Origin of the sequence: Streptomyces sp. LN549, assembly GCF_043203805.1 — a bacterium.
In the GTDB taxonomy this organism is placed as follows: Bacteria; Actinomycetota; Actinomycetes; order Streptomycetales; family Streptomycetaceae; genus Streptomyces.
The window spans coordinates 781,926-798,321 of the sequence record NZ_JAZHRI010000002.1 but is presented as its reverse complement, the minus strand read 5'-3'; the positions used below and the strand labels follow the sequence as shown (position 1 = coordinate 798,321).

General features: G+C 71.7%; 14 protein-coding genes. 5 read left to right on the top strand and 9 right to left on the bottom strand.

What is annotated here, in order from left to right:
* Nucleotides 1-119: 119 nt before the first annotated feature.
* Genes SH922_RS03595 through SH922_RS03585 form a run of 3 tightly spaced genes read left to right on the top strand, consistent with a single transcriptional unit; the run spans nucleotide 120 to nucleotide 3,750 of the window.
* Nucleotides 120-410: an SHOCT domain-containing protein gene (locus SH922_RS03595; RefSeq protein WP_393054580.1), complete on the top strand. Its 291-nt coding sequence runs from the start codon at nucleotides 120-122 to the stop codon at nucleotides 408-410.
* Nucleotides 407-1,183, top strand: coding sequence for an ABC transporter ATP-binding protein (locus tag SH922_RS03590; protein ID WP_393054578.1), 777 nt, complete (start codon nucleotides 407-409; stop codon nucleotides 1,181-1,183). Before SH922_RS03595 ends, SH922_RS03590 begins: the two co-directional genes overlap by 4 nt.
* Complete coding sequence (locus SH922_RS03585) at nucleotides 1,180-3,750, top strand: ABC transporter permease (protein ID WP_393054576.1); 2,571 nt, start codon at nucleotides 1,180-1,182, stop codon at nucleotides 3,748-3,750. Before SH922_RS03590 ends, SH922_RS03585 begins: the two co-directional genes overlap by 4 nt.
* Nucleotides 3,751-3,901: 151 nt before the next feature.
* Here SH922_RS03585 and SH922_RS03580 read toward each other — a convergent pair whose 3' ends face one another.
* Nucleotides 3,902-4,423, bottom strand: a complete 522-nt coding sequence (locus SH922_RS03580) for an ATP-binding protein (RefSeq protein ID WP_393054574.1) — start codon at nucleotides 4,421-4,423, stop codon at nucleotides 3,902-3,904.
* Between the two features lie 186 nt (nucleotides 4,424-4,609).
* Nucleotides 4,610-4,927, bottom strand: coding sequence for a hypothetical protein (locus SH922_RS03575; protein ID WP_393054572.1), 318 nt, complete (start codon nucleotides 4,925-4,927; stop codon nucleotides 4,610-4,612).
* 226 nt (nucleotides 4,928-5,153) lie between these two features.
* On the opposite strand from SH922_RS03575, the gene SH922_RS03570 reads away from it, so the two are divergent.
* The gene (locus SH922_RS03570; protein ID WP_393054570.1) at nucleotides 5,154-6,305 is read left to right on the top strand and encodes a PLP-dependent cysteine synthase family protein; all 1,152 of its coding nucleotides are present in this window, start codon (nucleotides 5,154-5,156) and stop codon (nucleotides 6,303-6,305) included.
* A 47-nt stretch (nucleotides 6,306-6,352) separates the two neighbouring features.
* On the opposite strand, the gene SH922_RS03565 is transcribed toward SH922_RS03570, so the two are convergent.
* The 3 genes from SH922_RS03565 to SH922_RS03555 all read right to left on the bottom strand — a co-directional run bounded on the left by SH922_RS03565 (nucleotide 6,353) and on the right by SH922_RS03555 (nucleotide 8,335).
* A complete protein-coding gene (locus SH922_RS03565; protein WP_393054568.1) occupies nucleotides 6,353-6,832 on the bottom strand; it encodes an SRPBCC family protein in 480 nt (159 codons plus the stop codon).
* A 154-nt stretch (nucleotides 6,833-6,986) separates the two neighbouring features.
* Nucleotides 6,987-7,439 carry an SRPBCC family protein gene (locus SH922_RS03560; protein WP_393054566.1) on the bottom strand — a complete coding sequence of 151 codons (453 nt, stop codon included), beginning with the start codon at nucleotides 7,437-7,439 and terminating at the stop codon, nucleotides 6,987-6,989.
* A 53-nt stretch (nucleotides 7,440-7,492) separates the two neighbouring features.
* Nucleotides 7,493-8,335 carry a DeoR/GlpR family DNA-binding transcription regulator gene (locus SH922_RS03555; protein ID WP_393054564.1) on the bottom strand — a complete coding sequence of 281 codons (843 nt, stop codon included), beginning with the start codon at nucleotides 8,333-8,335 and terminating at the stop codon, nucleotides 7,493-7,495.
* A 195-nt stretch (nucleotides 8,336-8,530) separates the two neighbouring features.
* Here SH922_RS03555 and SH922_RS03550 point away from each other — a divergent pair, with 195 nt between their 5' ends.
* Nucleotides 8,531-10,915 (top strand): hypothetical protein, encoded by a 2,385-nt coding sequence (locus tag SH922_RS03550; RefSeq protein WP_393054562.1) that lies wholly within the window; start codon nucleotides 8,531-8,533, stop codon nucleotides 10,913-10,915.
* Here the strand turns inward: SH922_RS03550 and SH922_RS03545 are convergent.
* The 4 genes from SH922_RS03545 to SH922_RS03530 form a co-directional block, all read right to left on the bottom strand.
* Nucleotides 10,875-13,307 (bottom strand): right-handed parallel beta-helix repeat-containing protein, encoded by a 2,433-nt coding sequence (locus SH922_RS03545; RefSeq protein WP_393054561.1) that lies wholly within the window; start codon nucleotides 13,305-13,307, stop codon nucleotides 10,875-10,877. The genes SH922_RS03550 and SH922_RS03545 overlap by 41 nt on opposite strands.
* 151 nt (nucleotides 13,308-13,458) lie before the next feature.
* The gene (locus SH922_RS03540) at nucleotides 13,459-14,064 is read right to left on the bottom strand and encodes a hypothetical protein (protein WP_393054559.1); all 606 of its coding nucleotides are present in this window, start codon (nucleotides 14,062-14,064) and stop codon (nucleotides 13,459-13,461) included.
* Between the two features lie 133 nt (nucleotides 14,065-14,197).
* Nucleotides 14,198-15,022: an MOSC domain-containing protein gene (locus SH922_RS03535; RefSeq protein WP_393054557.1), complete on the bottom strand. Its 825-nt coding sequence runs from the start codon at nucleotides 15,020-15,022 to the stop codon at nucleotides 14,198-14,200.
* Nucleotides 15,023-15,080: 58 nt separating this feature from the next.
* Nucleotides 15,081-15,557 carry a DUF6643 family protein gene (locus tag SH922_RS03530; protein ID WP_393054555.1) on the bottom strand — a complete coding sequence of 159 codons (477 nt, stop codon included), beginning with the start codon at nucleotides 15,555-15,557 and terminating at the stop codon, nucleotides 15,081-15,083.
* Between the last annotated feature and the right edge of the window lie 839 nt (nucleotides 15,558-16,396).

Genomic DNA, 16,396 nt, shown 5'->3' with positions numbered 1-16,396 from the left:
TCCCGGCGGGGTACGCGCACTGCCGCTGGCCGTACGACGACGCGGACCCCCTTGTGGAGACAGGCTCGGTGATGACAGCGAAGCGTGCATCCGAACCGTGAACCGAGGAGCTGACCGAGATGAACACCCTCGCCTTCGACGGCGGACCCGGACCGTGGGTCCTCCTCTTCCCGCTCGTCTGGGCGGCCGTCGTCATCACCGTCGTCACCGTCCTGCGGCGCACCGTCTGGCGCGGCCGACGCAGCCCCTGGCAGGCCCGCGCGGCACAGAACGGTCCCGCCGAAGCCTCACCGATCACCCTGCTAGGGCGGCGCTTCGCCGCCGGCGAGATCGACGAGGACGAGTACTGGCGCCGGCTCTCCGTCCTCGACGAGCAGTTCGGCACCCTCGGCAAGGGTGGTGCGGCATGACCACCACCGCCCCCGTCACCGACACGACGGCCGCCGCCCGGGTCGTCGACGCCGTGAAGGTCTACGGCACGGGCGACACCGAGGTCAGGGCCCTGGACGGGGTGAGCGTCGGCTTCCCGGCCGGCCGCTTCACCGCGATCATGGGGCCCTCGGGCTCCGGCAAGTCCACGCTGATGCACTGCGCCGCCGGACTGGACACCCTGACCTCCGGCACCGCCTTCATCGGGGACACCGAACTCGGGGCGCTCGACGACCGCAGGCTCACCCTGCTGCGCCGCCGGCGCATCGGGTTCGTCTTCCAGGCCTTCAACCTCCTGCCGACGCTCACCGTCGCCGAGAACATCACGCTCCCCATGGACCTGGCGGGGGAGCGCTCGGACCGGGCCCGGCTGGACGCGCTCGTCGACACCGTCGGACTGCGCGACCGGCTGCACCACCGGCCCAGCGAACTCTCCGGCGGCCAGCAGCAGCGCGTCGCCGTCGCCCGGGCCTTCGCAGGGGATCCGGACGTCGTCTTCGCGGACGAACCCACCGGCAACCTCGACTCGCGCGCCGGCCAGGAGGTGCTCCGGCTGCTGGCCCGCACGGTCCGGCAGACCGGCCGCACCGTCGTCATGGTGACCCATGACCCGGTCGCCGCCGCGCACGCCGACGAAGTCGTCTTCCTGGCCGACGGCAGGCTCGTCGACCGGATGCCGGACCCCACCGCCGAACGCGTACTCGACCGCCTCAAGGCCCTCGACCCCGCACCGGGCACCCGGGGGACGTCATGAACAGCACCCGCGCCTCCGTGCGCATCGGCCTCTCCTCGCTCCGTACCCACCGGCGCCGCTTCGTCGGCACCCTGACCGCCGTCCTGCTCGGCGTCGCCTTCCTTGCCGGCACCCTCGTCATGGGGGACACCCTGCGCGCGAGCTTCGACACGATGTTCGGCAATGCCGCGAGCGGCACCGACGCCGTCGTCCGCAGCACCAACGTCGTCACCGTCTCCGGCGAGTCCGAGGGCACCCGGCAGCCCGTGTCCACCGGCCTCGTGCGCCGCATCGACAAGCTGCCCCAGGTCGCCGCTGCCGCCCCCGACATCCAGGGCGCCGGCCAGCTGATCGGAGCCGACGGCAAGCCCATCGGCGGCCAGGGGCCGCCCACCCTCGCCGGTAACTGGATCGACGACCCGAAGCTCAACCCCTACCGGCTCGCCGAGGGACACGCCCCCTCCGCGCCCGGCGAGGTCGTCGTCAACCGCGGCACCGCCGAAAAGGGCGGGCTGAAGATCGGCGACACGACCGTCCTGCGCACCCCCGACCCGGTCCGTGTCACCGTCGTCGGCCTGGCCACCTTCGGTGGCGAGGACGGCATGGCGCAGGTGACGTACACCGGAATGACGCTCGCCGACGCCGAGAAGCACCTCACCCCGAAGCCCGGCCAGGCGTCGGGCATCCAGGTCCGGGCCGATCCCGGCACCAGCCAGCAGGAACTCGTCGACGCACTGCGGACCGTGCTGCCACCCGACACCGAGGCCATCACCGGACAGGCATCGGCCGCCGAGGACCAGGACATGATCTCGGGCGCCTTCCTGAGTCTGTTCACCACCCTGCTGCTGGTGTTCTCCGGCATCGTGCTGCTGGTCGCGACCTTCTCCATCCACAACACCTTCGCCATCGTCGTCGCCCAGCGAACCCGGGAGAACGCCCTGTTGCGCGCGCTCGGTGCCTCCCGACGGCAGATCCTCGGCTCGACCCTGACCGAGGCAGGCATCGTGGCCGTGGCCGCCTCCGCGGCCGGTCTGGCCGGTGGCATCGGGATCGCCGCCGGACTCCAGGCGCTCTTCCCCGCGATCGGATTCCCGTTCCCCGACGGCTCCCTCGTCATCAGCGGCGTGTCCATGCTGCTGCCGCTCGCCGTCGGCGTCGTCGTCTGTGTCGGCTCCGCCCTGGTGCCCGCCCTCCACGCCGGACGCACCGCACCCCTGGCAGCTCTGCGCGAGACCGCCGTCGACGACTCGGCCGCCTCCCGGACCCGTGCTGTCACCGGGCTCGCGCTGCTGCTCGCCGCGGTCGGGGTGATCCTGACCGGCGTCCTGGCCGACCCGTCCGTCTGGCTGTCGGCCGTCGGCGCGGTACTGGCCCTCGCCGCCTTCGTCGTGCTCGGCCCGGTCGCCTCCTCCTGCGCCGTACGGATTCTCGGCGCGCCGCTCGGCCGGCTGCGCGGCGCCACCGGCCACCTGGCCCGGCGCAACGCGCTGCGCAGCCCGAAGCGGACCGCGTCGACCGCGACCGCCCTGATGATCGGCGTCGCGGTGGTCTCGCTCTTCACGGTGTTCGGGGCCTCACTGAAGGCCACCATGAACCAGACCGTCGACCGTTCGTTCGCCGGCGACGTGGCCATCAGCGCCCCATCCTTCGGCGCCGGCGGCAGCGGTCTCAGCCCCCGCCTGGCTCCGGCCGTCGACCGGCTGCCGGACGTGGCCACCGCTGTCGGCCTGGGCAAGGGCGTCGCACAGGTCAACGGCTCCGGACGCGCTCTCACCGTCACCGACCCGGCAGCGCTGGCCACGGTCTTCGACCTCGGCCGGATCGAGGGGTCGATGAAGACGCTGGGGGCAGACGGACTCGCCGTCTCGGACACCGAGGCGGGCAGGCGCGGGCTGCACACCGGCTCCACCGCAAGGCTCACCTTCACCGACGGCAAGGAGCACACCTTCACCGTCCGGGCCGTGTACGGACGGTCCGAGCTGGCCGGGGACTACGTCATCACCCGCCAGGCCTGGGCCCCGCACCGCGGCCAGGACTCCGACTCGCTGGTTGCCGTCTCCTTCAAGGACGGGGTGCCCACAACCGACGGCAAGGCCGCGGTCGAGCAGGCCGCTGCCGCGTACGGGAACCCGGACGTGCAGACCCGCGGTGAGTACGCGCAGTCCTCGGCGGGCGGCATCGACATGATGCTCACCCTGGTCTACGCGCTGCTGGCCCTGGCGGTACTGATCGCCCTGCTCGGCATCGCGAACACGCTGACCCTGGCCATCCATGAACGCACCAGGGAACTGGGCCTGTTGAGGGCGGTCGGGCAGACCAGGAAGCAGCTGCGCGCCCTGGTCCGCTGGGAATCGGTCCTGGTCGCCGCGTTCGGTACGGCCGGCGGTCTTCTGCTGGGCGGCTTCCTCGGCTGGGTGCTGGTCAAGGCTTCCGAGGGTGCGGGCGACACCGCGTTCGCCTTCGCACTGCCGCCGATGCGGCTGCTCGTGGTCGCCCTGGTGGGCATCGCGGCGGGCGCACTGGCCGGCTGGCGGCCGGCCCGGCGGGCGGCGCGGCTGGACGTGCTCCGCGCCATCGCCACCGACTAACGGCTGTCCCGCGATTCCTGGCGGGCGCGCGGCGCCCGGTGCGTGCAGTTGCAAGGCGGAGGACGGGTACGGCAGAAGGGGGCGCCCCGGGAGGCGCCCCGCCAAGAAGCGAGTGGGGCGCCCGCACAAGGGGCGCCCCACTCCTGCCGCGTCAGCCGATGACCACCGACCGTGCCACCGAGGGCGACACGCCTTCCGGCGCCGTGATGCCGCTCAGTTCGAACGGCCCGTCGGTCGTCGCCCCGTACAACGCATGCGGTGGATGCGTGGTGAACAGGGAGGGCGTGGGAAGGGTGAACCAGACCACCTTCCCCGCTCCGCCCCGGGGGCGGACGCCCCAGCTCTCGCTGACCGCGGCAATCAGTGCGAGTCCGCGCCCCGACGTACTGGAGTCACTGGCCTCGCGCACGGTCGGCAGCCGTGGGTCGTGGTCGTGGACGGACACCGTCAGCCGTTCGAGCAGCAACTCGACCTCGACGGTGCATGATTTGTCCGGCTGTGCATGCCGGTGGACATTGGTCAGCAGTTCTGTGACGCCGAGCGCTGCCTGGTCGACCAGAGGATCGAGGTGCCAGTAGCGCAATTGCGCCGAGATGATTCTGCGGACCTGACCGATCCGCGACGGCAGGGCCTGGAGCTCCACCGTGCAGTGCCTGCTTGGCTCGCTGATCACGGCTGCGACTCCCCGAAGTAGGTCCGGAAGAAGACGAAGGAACGGATCCAGTGGATGGCTGGCTGCTGATACTGGCCGGAGGCCCGGATCGCAGTGTCACCGCTGGTGAACCATGAGTGACGCGTCTCCAATGTCGCCCAGCTGCCACCGCTCCGCAACTCGCGGTGTCTCCGCGGCGCCGCTCCGTCAGCCCCGCCGGCCCCCCGCCCTGCGCACGGCCTCGAGGAAGCGGTGAGCGGGGGCGGTGTCATCGGGCTTGCCGCGGCGTCGTTGCATCGTCAGCCGGTACCGCGTCCCGTTGACCCGCGCCACTGTCGCGTCCGCGCGCGCGAACCACGGTCGGCCCGCGCTCACCGTCCCCGCCGGCGCACTGTCGATCTCCCGGCCGTAGCTGGTGAGCAGGGCCACCCTGCCGTCCTTGACGGTGACCTGCCCGGCTCGGGTGAGCGAGCGCGCCCACCGGTCGATGCGTACGCCCGTCTCACTGAACTCCGTTTCGTGCACGGTCCCTTCGCCCCCTCCGTTTGCGCCCCTGAGAGGAAGTGTGCACAACCGGGAGCGTGTGCACCAGGGCGGAACGGGACGCAAGTATCCATTCCCGACGCGTTGGTCCGCCTGCACGGCCCGCAGCACCAAGGCAGTGCTATGGAGTATCAAAGTCAACGTTTGCCCAGGTAGGGGGCATATCGTGGAGCTCGCCGAGACCGGTCGTACGAGGAGAAGCGCGCTGATGGACACGAGTGAGCACAGGCACGACGGCGAAGCCGTGGCGACCGTCGACATCGACCGTACCGACCTGGCGTACCGCGCCTGGCTCAAGGAGGCCGTCCGCAAGGTCCAGGCCGACGCCAACCGCTCCGCCGACACCCATCTGCTGCGATTCCCGCTGCCCGAGAGCTGGGGCATAGACCTCTATCTCAAGGACGAGTCGACGCACCCCACCGGCAGCCTCAAGCACCGGTTGGCACGGTCGCTGTTCCTCTACGGGCTCTGCAACGGCTGGATCCGTCCCGGCAAGCCCGTGATCGAGGCGTCGAGCGGTTCGACCGCCGTCTCGGAGGCGTACTTCGCGAAACTGATCGGTGTCCCGTTCATCGCCGTGATGCCACGCACCACCAGCCCCGAGAAGTGCCGGCTCATCGAATTCCACGGTGGCCGCTGCCACTTCGTCGACGACTCGCGCAAGCTCTACGAGGAGTCCGCCGGGCTCGCCGCGGAGACCGGCGGTCACTACATGGACCAGTTCACCTACGCCGAGCGGGCCACGGACTGGCGGGGCAACAACAACATCGCGGAGTCCATCTACCAGCAGCTCAGGCTGGAGCGGTACCCCGAGCCCGCCTGGATCGTCGCCACAGCGGGCACGGGCGGCACCTCGGCCACCATCGCGCGGTACGTGCACTACATGCAGCACGACACCCGCATCTGCGTACCCGATCCGGAGAACTCCTGCTTCTTCGACGGCTGGACGAACCACGACCCCCACGCCACCAGCGACTGCGGATCCCGCATCGAGGGCATCGGCAGACCGCGGATGGAGCCGAGCTTCGTCCCGGGCGCCATCGACCGGATGATGAAGGTCCCGGACGCGGCCAGCGTCGCGGCCGTGCGCGCCCTGGAACGGTCCATCGGCCGCAAGGCGGGCGGCTCCACCGGCACGGGGCTGTGGAGCGCCTTCAAGCTGGTCGCCGAGATGGTCGCGCAGGGCCGTACCGGCAGTATCGTCACCCTGATCTGCGACCCGGGTGACCGCTACCTCGACAAGTACTACTCCGACACCTGGCTGGCCGCCCAGGGCCTCGACATCGACCCGTACACGCAGACGATCGATCGCTTCCTGGTCAGCGGCAACTGGCCCGGGCAGGAGGAGAGTTCGTCCTGATCCCCTCCATCACGGCACAGTCCGGGCGTGCCGCAGCGATACGTCCCTCAGGCGGCGGCCGCCGAGAGCCGCCGGTCCAGACTGCGCAACGCGTCCCGGAACGACCTGCCCACGGCCCCCCGCGCCCGCCGCAACGTGAACCGGAACAGCGGCGAACCGTCGGCTGCGAAGGTCCACTGCACCCGGGTGCCGGTACCGGCCGGGGTCAGCCTCCATTCCTCCAACAGGGCGTGCAGGCCTGGTGCGTTGGACTGATCGACCCGGTATGCGTACCGCTCGCCGGGATCGGTGGCGACGACCGTCTCCCGGAACGCGATCCCGCCCCGCAACCGCACCTCGCGGCCCGCGCCCCCGTCGAGCGGCAGCGCCACCTTCACCTGCGTGAACCAGCCGGGCCAGCCCTCGACGTCGTCGGCCAGGGCACGGTAGACGGCATCGGGTGGAGCCGACACCTCGGCGGCGAAGACCAGCCGCAACGGAGCGGACTCGACGAAGTCGAGGCCTACGGAGCGGAGTCGGCGTGCCATGGAACGCACCTCCCGTGCGGTCGGCGGACGGGCTCGCGCACACCATAGCTGGCGCACCGTCAGATGTCGTCGGAGCCAGCGGCCCCGGATCGCGATGCGTCACGTACGGCGACTGACGCGCTCCTGTGAGCCGGGCGCCACCCCGGGCCGCCCCTCAGCGGTACGGCCGCGCGGGCATGTCCAGCATGGAGTCGAGCACCCGGCCGAAGATCCGCCTGCCCGCGCCGGCGATCAGCGGATCGGCCCACCGTGGCAGCAGCCGCACGCACAGCTCCTCCACCCACACCACATGGGAGCCGGCATGGGTGGGATACACATCGATCGAGGCCCGTCCGCGCACCACCCGGCCGCGCTTCTCGAGCCGGCACATCCCCGCCCGGCTGCCGGCCGGCGCTGACCACCGGACCACTTCCATCGGATCGTCGAACGCCAGCGGTCCGATCCCGGTACGGGCCACGAAAACCGTTCCGATATGCGTCGGCAGCCCGGTGGGTACCGTGATCGTCGTCAGCGGCACATGCCCGGCATGCCGCTCCCAGTCCGTCACCCGGCGCCAGGACTCGGCAGCGGGCAGAGGAGTGAAGCGCTCGATCCGGAAGACGGCCACAGGTCGATCCTAGGACGTCACGGCCCCGGCGCGAGCTGAGCGGAATCCGCGGCTCAGTCCTGGGCCGGCTCGCCGTCCGCGCTCCGGCCCGCCACCACGAGACCCGGAAGATGCTCCTCGATCTCTTCGCGGGCGCCCCCGGACAAGCCCGCGTCCGTGACGAACGTGTGTACCTGTTCCAGCGTGGCGAACGAACTCAGGCCCACCGTCCCCCACTTGGTGTGGTCCGCGACCACCACCACGCGCCGCGCCGACTGGACGAAGCGGCGGTTGGTCTCGGCCTCCGCCAGATTCGGCGTGGACAGTCCACCCTCCACCGAGATCCCGTGCACACCGAGGAAGAGCACATCGAAGTGGAGCGAGGCGATCGCCCGGTCGGCGACGGGGCCGACCAGCGAGTCGGAGGGGGTCCGGACCCCGCCGGTGAGCACCACTGTCGCGGCACCCGGCCGCGAACCCGGCGAGCCCGGACGCTGCGCCGCATGGAACACGTCGGCGACCCGCACCGAGTTGGTCACCACCGTCAAGTCCGGTACGTCCAGCAGATGCTGGGCGAGGGCATAGGTGGTGGTGCCGCCGGAGAGCGCGATGGCGCTGCCGGGCACGGCCATCGCGGCGGCGGCCCGCGCGATGTCCTCCTTCGCGGTCAGCTCCAGCGCCGACTTCGCCTCGAAGCCGGGCTCGTGTGTACTCGCCTCGACCACGGGCACCGCGCCGCCGTGCACCTTCTCGATGACACCCTGGCGGGCCAGCGCGTCCAGGTCCCGGCGGACGGTCATGTCGGAGACGTTCAGCTTCCGGGTCAGCTCGTTGACCCTGACCCCGCCGCGCCTGCGCACCTCGTCGAGGATCAGCGCACGCCGCTGCTCCGCGAGCAGATTCTGATTCTCGCTCAACGCTGTGCCCGGTCCTTCCCTCTGGCCGTGCGGCAGTCCATGTCGACGGCTCATCCTGCCACGCGGTGTCGCGGGCCGCCGCACTGGGGAGATTCCGTGAGAGCGGTGCGGGCACCCGGAGCCATCCACCACTCTGGTGACCGGGCATCAGCCGCGTCCCCTTCGGTCTTCCACCTTCGAGAGCGAGTCACCCCCGTGCCACCTGCCACCCAGGCCCCGCAGACCGAAGGACCCGCGCTGGAGTTGCTGGTCCACGGCGTGGGCGGAACGACCCCCCAGGAGATGCTCGTCGATCCGCGCACGGTCCGGATCACCGGTGACGCCACCGCCGCCATCTTCCGGCGTTCCGGCGACATCGATGCGGAGGCGCACCCCGAGCGCTACCAGGACCGGCCCATCCCCGAGGCGTACTGCTGGTCCAACCTGACGTCCGGCAACGGCTCCCGCGCGCTGTGGCTCCTGCTGCTCCCGTTCATGGTGATCAACCTCGCCCACTGGATGCGCCCGGCCGCCACGCGCCGCCCCCGGGCGATCCGGCTGTACGGCGTGCTCGTCCGGCTCATCGCGCTGAGCCTCACCATTCTGCTGACCGCAGCCGTGTGCGAGGTCGCGCTCGATCTGACCGCCTGGCAGTGCGCGGGCGTGCCGGACTGTTCCGACCAGCGGTCATGGCTGGGGTTCCTGTCGACCTCGCAGGGCGGATGGTGGTCCCAGCCGGGCCGCCGTCTCGCCCTCGCCGCCCTGGCGCCGACAGCGCTGGTGGGACTGCTCTGGTACCTGTCCAACCGGACCTGGAGCGCGTACGAGTCCCAGCGACCGCTCACCGGCACGGACCCGGAGGAGGACGCGCCGCAGCCGGTCCCCGGGACGGACGCGGTCCCCGTGGTGCGGCCCGCGCTCGGACGGCCCGGATTCTGGTACGGACGCCGGCTCGTCGCGCGACTGCGTGCCGCACACACCGCGGCCGGATTCCTCACCGTCACCGCCTTCGTCACGGGCGCGACGGCCCGCCAGGACCGTTCCGTCGCCGGACCGGTGCCCGAGGTGTTCGGGAGGCTGATCGAGGCGCTGCTCGTGGCGGGGACGCTCGTCGTGCTCTGGGTCGTCTGCCGGCGCGGGCGGAGCGAACGGCGCCTGGACAACCGCCTCGACCGCGCCGTCGTCACGTACCTGCCCGCGACCGCCCTCGTCCTGCTCGTCCTCGCCGCGCTGCACGCCGCATGGTCGCGCCCCGGCTGGGTCTCCGCCGGAACGCTTCCCGGTGACGTCATGTTCCGCGTCGTCACCCTCGCCCAGGGCGCACTCGTCGTCGTCCTCGCCGTCGTGTCGCTCAACCTGTACCGGCGCAGCCCCGAACCGCGCACCGTGCTGCACGGACTGGGCGGCCCCGCGGTCGCGATGCTCGCCTGTGCGCTCGGCGGTGTGATGACCGGCGGAGTGGCCCAGCGCGTCGCGGACTGGCTCGACGGGCCCGGCAGCCCCGGCATGGGACGCAGCGCCGTCATAGAGGGACCACCGGTGCTCCTCAGCTGGCAGGCCTCCGTCATTCCCGTGCTGCTGATGCTGCTCCTGGTCCCGGGCCTCGTGCTCGGCGCACGCACGTATCGAGCGGCCCGCCGGCTGGAGCCGCTGATCGACACGGAGTACGAGGAGGCGCGGCCCGACCCCGCGCGTACGAAGCAGATCGCCAGGACCCGGGCCACAGCCGCGCTCACCGACTCCGCACCCGGAATGCTGGGCCTGGTCTCCGGCGCCACACTGCTGCTCGGCGCGGCGGCGGTCGGCGGGGCGTGGGCGAGCGGACAGGTCCCCGGGCTCGCGTTGGACGGCAGCAGCCCCTTCGTGGAGTCGGTGGCCGAGGCGGCGCAGTCCACCGGATCCTGGCTCGTCGGTCTCGGCTTCCTGCTGTTCGTCGCCTGCGGGCGGCGCGCCTATCGGGACGCCGCGGCCCGGCGCACCATCGGAATCCTCTGGGACGTGGGGACGTTCTGGCCGCGCGCCGCACATCCCTTCGCCCCGCCCTGCTACGCGGAGCGGGCCGTCCCCGACCTGGCCTCACGGATGTCCGGCTGGACAGCGCGCACCCGTGGCCGGCTCGTCATCTCAGGCCACTCCCAGGGCAGCGTGCTGGCCGCCTCCGCCGTCTGGCAACTGCCCGCCGAGACCCGCGGCCGGGTCGCCCTGCTCACCTACGGCTCGCCGATCGAACGCCTCTACGGGCGCTGGTTCCCGGCCTACTTCGGGCCCGTCCAGCTGCACGGGCTGCACCGGTCGGTGCACTGCTGGCGCAACCTGTGGCGGGCCACCGACCCGATCGGCGGCGAGGTGCGGCTCGGCGAGGAGTCCGGGCCCGAGGTGGACCGGGGCCCGCTGAAGGACCCGCTGGTCTACGGGCGCACCCCCGAACACCCGCTCCCCGAGCCGGTGCTGGGGCACTCCGACTACCAGGCGGACCCCGTCTTCGCCCAGGAGCGCGCAGCGCTCCTGGCCCGGCTCGTCCCCGTCCTGCCCCATCAGGCGGACGAGTCCAGGAGTGGGCTCAGGGGAGTTCCGGAAGGTCTTCGGGAAACAGCAGAGTGAGGTCGTCGGTGCTCATCTCGGCGAGCTGTGCGACCCGGCCCGCATGCCGTTCGACCATCGACTCGAAGGTCTGGCGGGCCGTGCGGCCGTTGCCGAAAGCGGGTCCCTTGGGAAGCTCGGTGAAGTACTTCAGCAGCGCCTCCCCGGTCCCGGAAGCCAGGCTGTACTCCTGTTCCTCGGTCTGCTGCTCGACGATACGAAGGAGCTCGTCGGGCTCGTAGTCGCTGAAGGTGATGGTCCGGGAGAACCGGGAGGCCACACCGGGGTTGACGGTGAGGAACCGCTCCATCTCGTGGGTGTACCCGGCGACGATGACGACCACCGCGTCCCGGTGGTCCTCCATCAGCTTCACCAGCGTGTCGATCGCCTCCCGGCCGAAGTCCCGGCCGGAGTCCTCGGGTGACAGGGCGTACGCCTCGTCGACGAACAGCACCCCGCCCCGTGCCCGGTCGAAGGCCTCCTGGGTGCGGATGGCGGTCGAGCCGATGTGCTCGCCCACCAGGTCGACCCGGGACACCTCGACCAGATGACCCCGCTCCAGCACCCCGAGGGAGGCCAGGATCTCGCCGTACAGCCGGGCCACCGTGGTCTTGCCGGTGCCGGGGGAGCCGGTGAAGACGAGATGGCGGCGGACCGAAGCCGCCTTCAGACCGGCGAGCTGACGCCGGCGCCCCACCTCGATCATGTCGGTGAGGGCGCGCACCTCGCGCTTGACGCTGTCGAGGCCGACCAGCGCGTCCAGTTCGCCGAGCACCGCTCCGGAGGTCCGCGCGGGCTCGGCCGGCACCTCGGCCGCGACGGGCTCCACCGCGCGCGGCGCGGGGATCGCACCCAGCAGCCCCGGAGCCGACTGGGTGGCCGTCAGAACGGCGGGCGGCGGGGGAGTGGCGGTACGCAGAGCGCTCTCGTCGCTGGTGCAGTCCTCCACGACCGGCCCCGTGGCCGAGGCATCGCCGTGGGCCCCGCCCTCCGCGAACTCGTAACCGCCACGGGCGCACCGCTCGGTGCGGCAGCGCGTCAGCGTCGTACGGCAGCCGTCCATCACATGGAAGCCGTACCCTTCGCTGCCGGTCACCCGGCAGCTGTGGAAGGTGCCGCGCCCCTCGGCCGACACATAGAAGCCGGCCTCGGCGGGCGAGGTGACGGTGCAGCGCTCGATCGTCGGATCGGCGCCCTTGGTGACGATCACTCCGGTCTGGGCCGCGTCGATGGTGCAGTTGTTCAGGGTCCCGCCGCTGCCGTGGTCGCGGAACCAGGCGCCGGTGGACGCCTCCCTGATGCGGCAGTCGTCGAGCTGCGCGGTCGCTCCGTCGCTGACCGACACCGCCGTGTTGCGGACCTGGGACAGATCGCTGTCCACGACATCGGCGCGCGAGCCCCGGTCGAGGACGAAGAGGGCGTCCGGCACGTCATGAACGCGGCACGAATCCAGTATTACGGTGGCTCCGTCGCTCACCCAGACCGCGGGGTAGTCGCCGGTGCTGTCGTGGATCTCGCACTGGTTGGCGTCGACCCGGGTGCCCGGGTCCCAGACCGAGAGTCCGTTGCGGCCGAACCGGCGCACGGTCGAGCGGGTCAGCGTGAGGACGGCGCGCGAGCGCAGGTCCACCGCGTTCTCGGGGATGTCGTGGATGTCGCAGTCCGCCAGGGTGAGCACCGCGTCGGTGTCCAGTGTGACGCCGTCCGCGGAGGTGCGGTGCACCGTGCAGTCGGTGAGGTGGGCTGCGGCGCGGGCGGACACCTGTATCCCGCTGCCCTTGATCTCGTAGATCTCGCAGCCGACCGCCTCCAGGCCGCTGCCCTCGCCCGTGACGGACAGGCCCGCGCCCGAGGCGTGATGGATACGGCAGCGATCGAGGCGGGGGCGCGCGCCGTCGCGCACCGAGACACCGGACTGCCCGGCCGAGACGATCTCGCACTCCTCGAACACCCCGCCCGCGCCGTCGAGTACGGCTATGCCGACGCCGGCCGGATTGTCGACGGTGCAGCGGCGCACGGTGGGCCGGGCCGCACCGCGCACCTCTATTCCGGCGGCCGAGCGGGTCACGATCCGCAGGTCCGCGATCTCCGGGGCGCCCTCCTCGATCAGCAGGGCCGGGGAGGCGGAGTCCTGGCCCTCCACGTGCAGGTCCTGGACGACGGCGGAGGCGCGCAGGGTCAGCGGGACACCGTCGACGGGGGCGATCCGCACGGAACCGACGGAGCCCTCGGGACCACGCAGCGTCACCGCGCGGGCGATGACCAGATTCTCCCGGTAGGTGCCCGGCGCGACGGTGAGGACATCACCGTCCGCCGCCGCTTCCAGAGCCGCGGTGAGGGAGGCGTATTCGCCTGTGCGGCGCCGCCACCGCGATGTGCCGCTGTGCGTCACCTGGACCGTGCCCTGTGCCATGGCGCTGTCGTGCCCCCACCTCGTGCGTGTGTGATGCCCGTGTCACCGGCCTCGCGGCAGCGATCACCCGGGGCCTGCCTGCAGGAGTGACGGGCGGGCCGGTCCACCGTAGCGCGCGTGGAGGGCGGGAGTTGACCCGATCAGCAGCTCATCAGCTGCCGGTGCCCGTCCTGCCCCAGTCCGGACCGGCCTTGGCCCACGCCCGGTCGAGCCGCTCGTACCGCCGTTGCACCATGCGCCATACGATCAGACGCCGCCCGCCCTCGATCAGCAGGACGGAAAGCATCGCTGCGCCGAATCCGGCCAGCGCGGCATGGGTGTGCGCCGTCGGCGCGTCCATGGGGCGCAGCGCGGGGTTGCCCGCCAGGTCGGTCCAGATCCGCACCTGTGCGCCGGTCGCGGTGTCGCGCGAGGCGGTCGTCACCGTGGCGCTGCGCGCCGTACCGTCCCGGGCGTGCCAGCGGGCCACCACGGTGGTCTGCCCCATCCGGTCCGTGGAGACCTCGGGGTCCGACACGAGGTGCCGGTCGGCCACACCGCGCACCACGACGGCGGTGGTGAGCCGACGGTCGGCTTGCTGGGCCCGCACCGACTCCTGCAGCACGTGGTCGGTACGCGACCCGCAGTACCAGCCGAGCACCGGCGCCGCCACTACGAGCAGAACAAGCGTCACCAGAGCCACCCACGCCTCGCGCCTGTCCGTGGCGCGGCGCAGGGGATTGTGCCGCCAACGCCAGACTCCCGTAAGCGCTCGCACAGTCCTGCACCCCCTTCCGTATCCGTCATAACCCGATACGGCGCGGTCCGCGCGCTGGAGCGACGAAGAGAGAGCAACCTCACCCCGTCAACCCGCCCCGCGTCCCTGGGAGTTCCCGTTTCACCGGGACTTCTCAGCCCAGGATGCGCACCGGGTCCCCGACCCTGATGACGCCCGCCGTGTCCGGGATCAGATTCTGGCCGAAGAGCAGCTCCTTGCCGGACAGGCGGTGCCGGGCGAGCGTGCGCAGCGGCTCGGCGCCCCGGCGGGCGGTGTGCTGATCGGTCGTGGTGATGACACAGCGGCCACAGGGCTTGACCACGCGGAACGCCACGTCGCCGATCGAGATCCGGGTCCAGTCGTCCTCGGCCCACGCTGCTGTACCGGCCACGACGACGTTGGGCCGGAAGCGGTTCATCGGCAGTGGTCCCTCGCCGGGACGGTCGCCCTGCGCGATGAGCGAATTCAACGCGTCGAGCGAGGCGAGGGTGGTGAGCAGCAGGGGGAAGCCGTCGGCCAGGCTGACGGTCTCACCCGGCCGCGCATAGGCGGGGTCGATGAGTCTGCGCAGGTCCGGCGCGTCGAGATGGACCAGTCTGACCTCCGCGCCGAGGAACTCGCCGAGCCAGGCGTGGGCGCTCCGCGCCGCCTCGACCACGTCGAGGCGACTGCGGTGCAGCACCACGCCGATCGTCCCCCGCGGCTCCGGGACCTCCACGGTGAGCGACGCGCTCCCCGGCGCGGCCAGCACGATTCCACCACCCGGCACCGGGGTGGCGGAGATCAGCGCCATGCGCGGTTGCTGACGCTGCGTGACCACCTTGCCCGTGGCGTCGACCAGCATCCAGCGGCGATCGCCGTCGAGTCCCCATGGCTCGACGGCGGCCTCGCCGACTGTGCACGCGGCCAGCGATTTGACCGGGTGGATGTGGACGGCACTCAGTTCCGGGGAAGGCATGCCCCCCATCCTGCCAGCCACTCCCCGGCAGCCCGTCGCTGCCTGCGGGCGGTGCTTCTCAGTAGCCCCGGCCCTGGTACGGGCGGTTGTACGGGTCCTCGTACGGGGACTGTGCGGGCGCGGGCCGCGGCGACGCCGGACGCATCGACTCGTAGCCGGTACCCGGCGCGGGCCGCTGCTGCTGGTACTGCGGAGGCGACTGATAACCCCCGCGGCCCGCGGAAGGCTGCTGCGGGATGTACGGCGCCGGAGCGTGCTGCAGCTGCGCCGGCTGCATCGGCGCGTACCCCTGCTGCGCCATCGGCTGCTGGTAGCCGTAGGACGGATTCGGCTGGGAGGGTGCCGCGGGCAGAGCCGGCAGGGCCGACGGGAGCGCCGGCAGATAGCTGTTGCCGGTGTCATAGGCGGCAGGCACTCGGATCGGTGCGATCTGAGGCGTGCCCCGCTCCGCGACCAGGGAGTCGTAGATCGGAGTGTCGGGGAACGACGGTGCGGCGTAGTAGCCGCCGCCGTAGGTGGAGCGGGGGGAGGTCATGGCACCTAAGTTAAGCCCACGATGTGCTGATTGGGGAGTCCCAATCTTGGGGTCATCCTTTTTACGCTAATTCTGACCGCCTTACCTGCTAAAACACTGATAGAAACGCCCGCTGACAGCGGTGTCACTTCGCCGGTCAGGCGCGTGGCCGCAGCGAACTGGGGGATGGGCCGCAAATGGGCGGGCCCCGGCGGGTCCCCACGTGGCACCTTCCGGGGACGGAGAGCCTTGGCCCGAGCCCCCCGGAACCGTGCGATCAGGAAACCGCCGGCAGTGGTCGGCGGTGGCGCCGTTCACGCGTTGCGGAAAAGCAGCCGTTCGTTCTTCGTGACTGTCTGAACGGGTGGCGTGTGCCGCGATCGGCTGGCGCTCCTGACAGACAACCGGAACAGCCTCGGGCGCTGTGGCCAGGGCGCGGCGTCAGCCCGGCTCCGCGGACCGGGCCGCCACGCTGGATGCGGACAGCCCCAGGCCGGAGTGCGGTGCCTGCGGATGACCGCTGCGGTTGGCCGGGGTTCGTAGCCGGGCCCTGCGGATCCGGCCTCCTGCCGGCGACGCGGACGTCGTTGTTTCCCTTTCCCGCGCAGCGCATCCGTCGGCACGGCCTCGTCAGCGGACAAGCCAACTTCACTGATCTTCTTCTCGGTCGCCGAGAAGCGGGTCGTCGGCGGAACCACCGACGCCGCGAAGGGCTGACCCGGCACCGGGTTGGGCCCGGGGCCGTTCTCACGCCTGCCCCTGCCGTGTCTCCGGGGCACAGGCAGGCCACTGACGGGCGGGTCGCTGCCGCCTGTGCCGGCGCCGTCGTCGTCGTACACCCTGGCCGGTTGCCGGTTGCC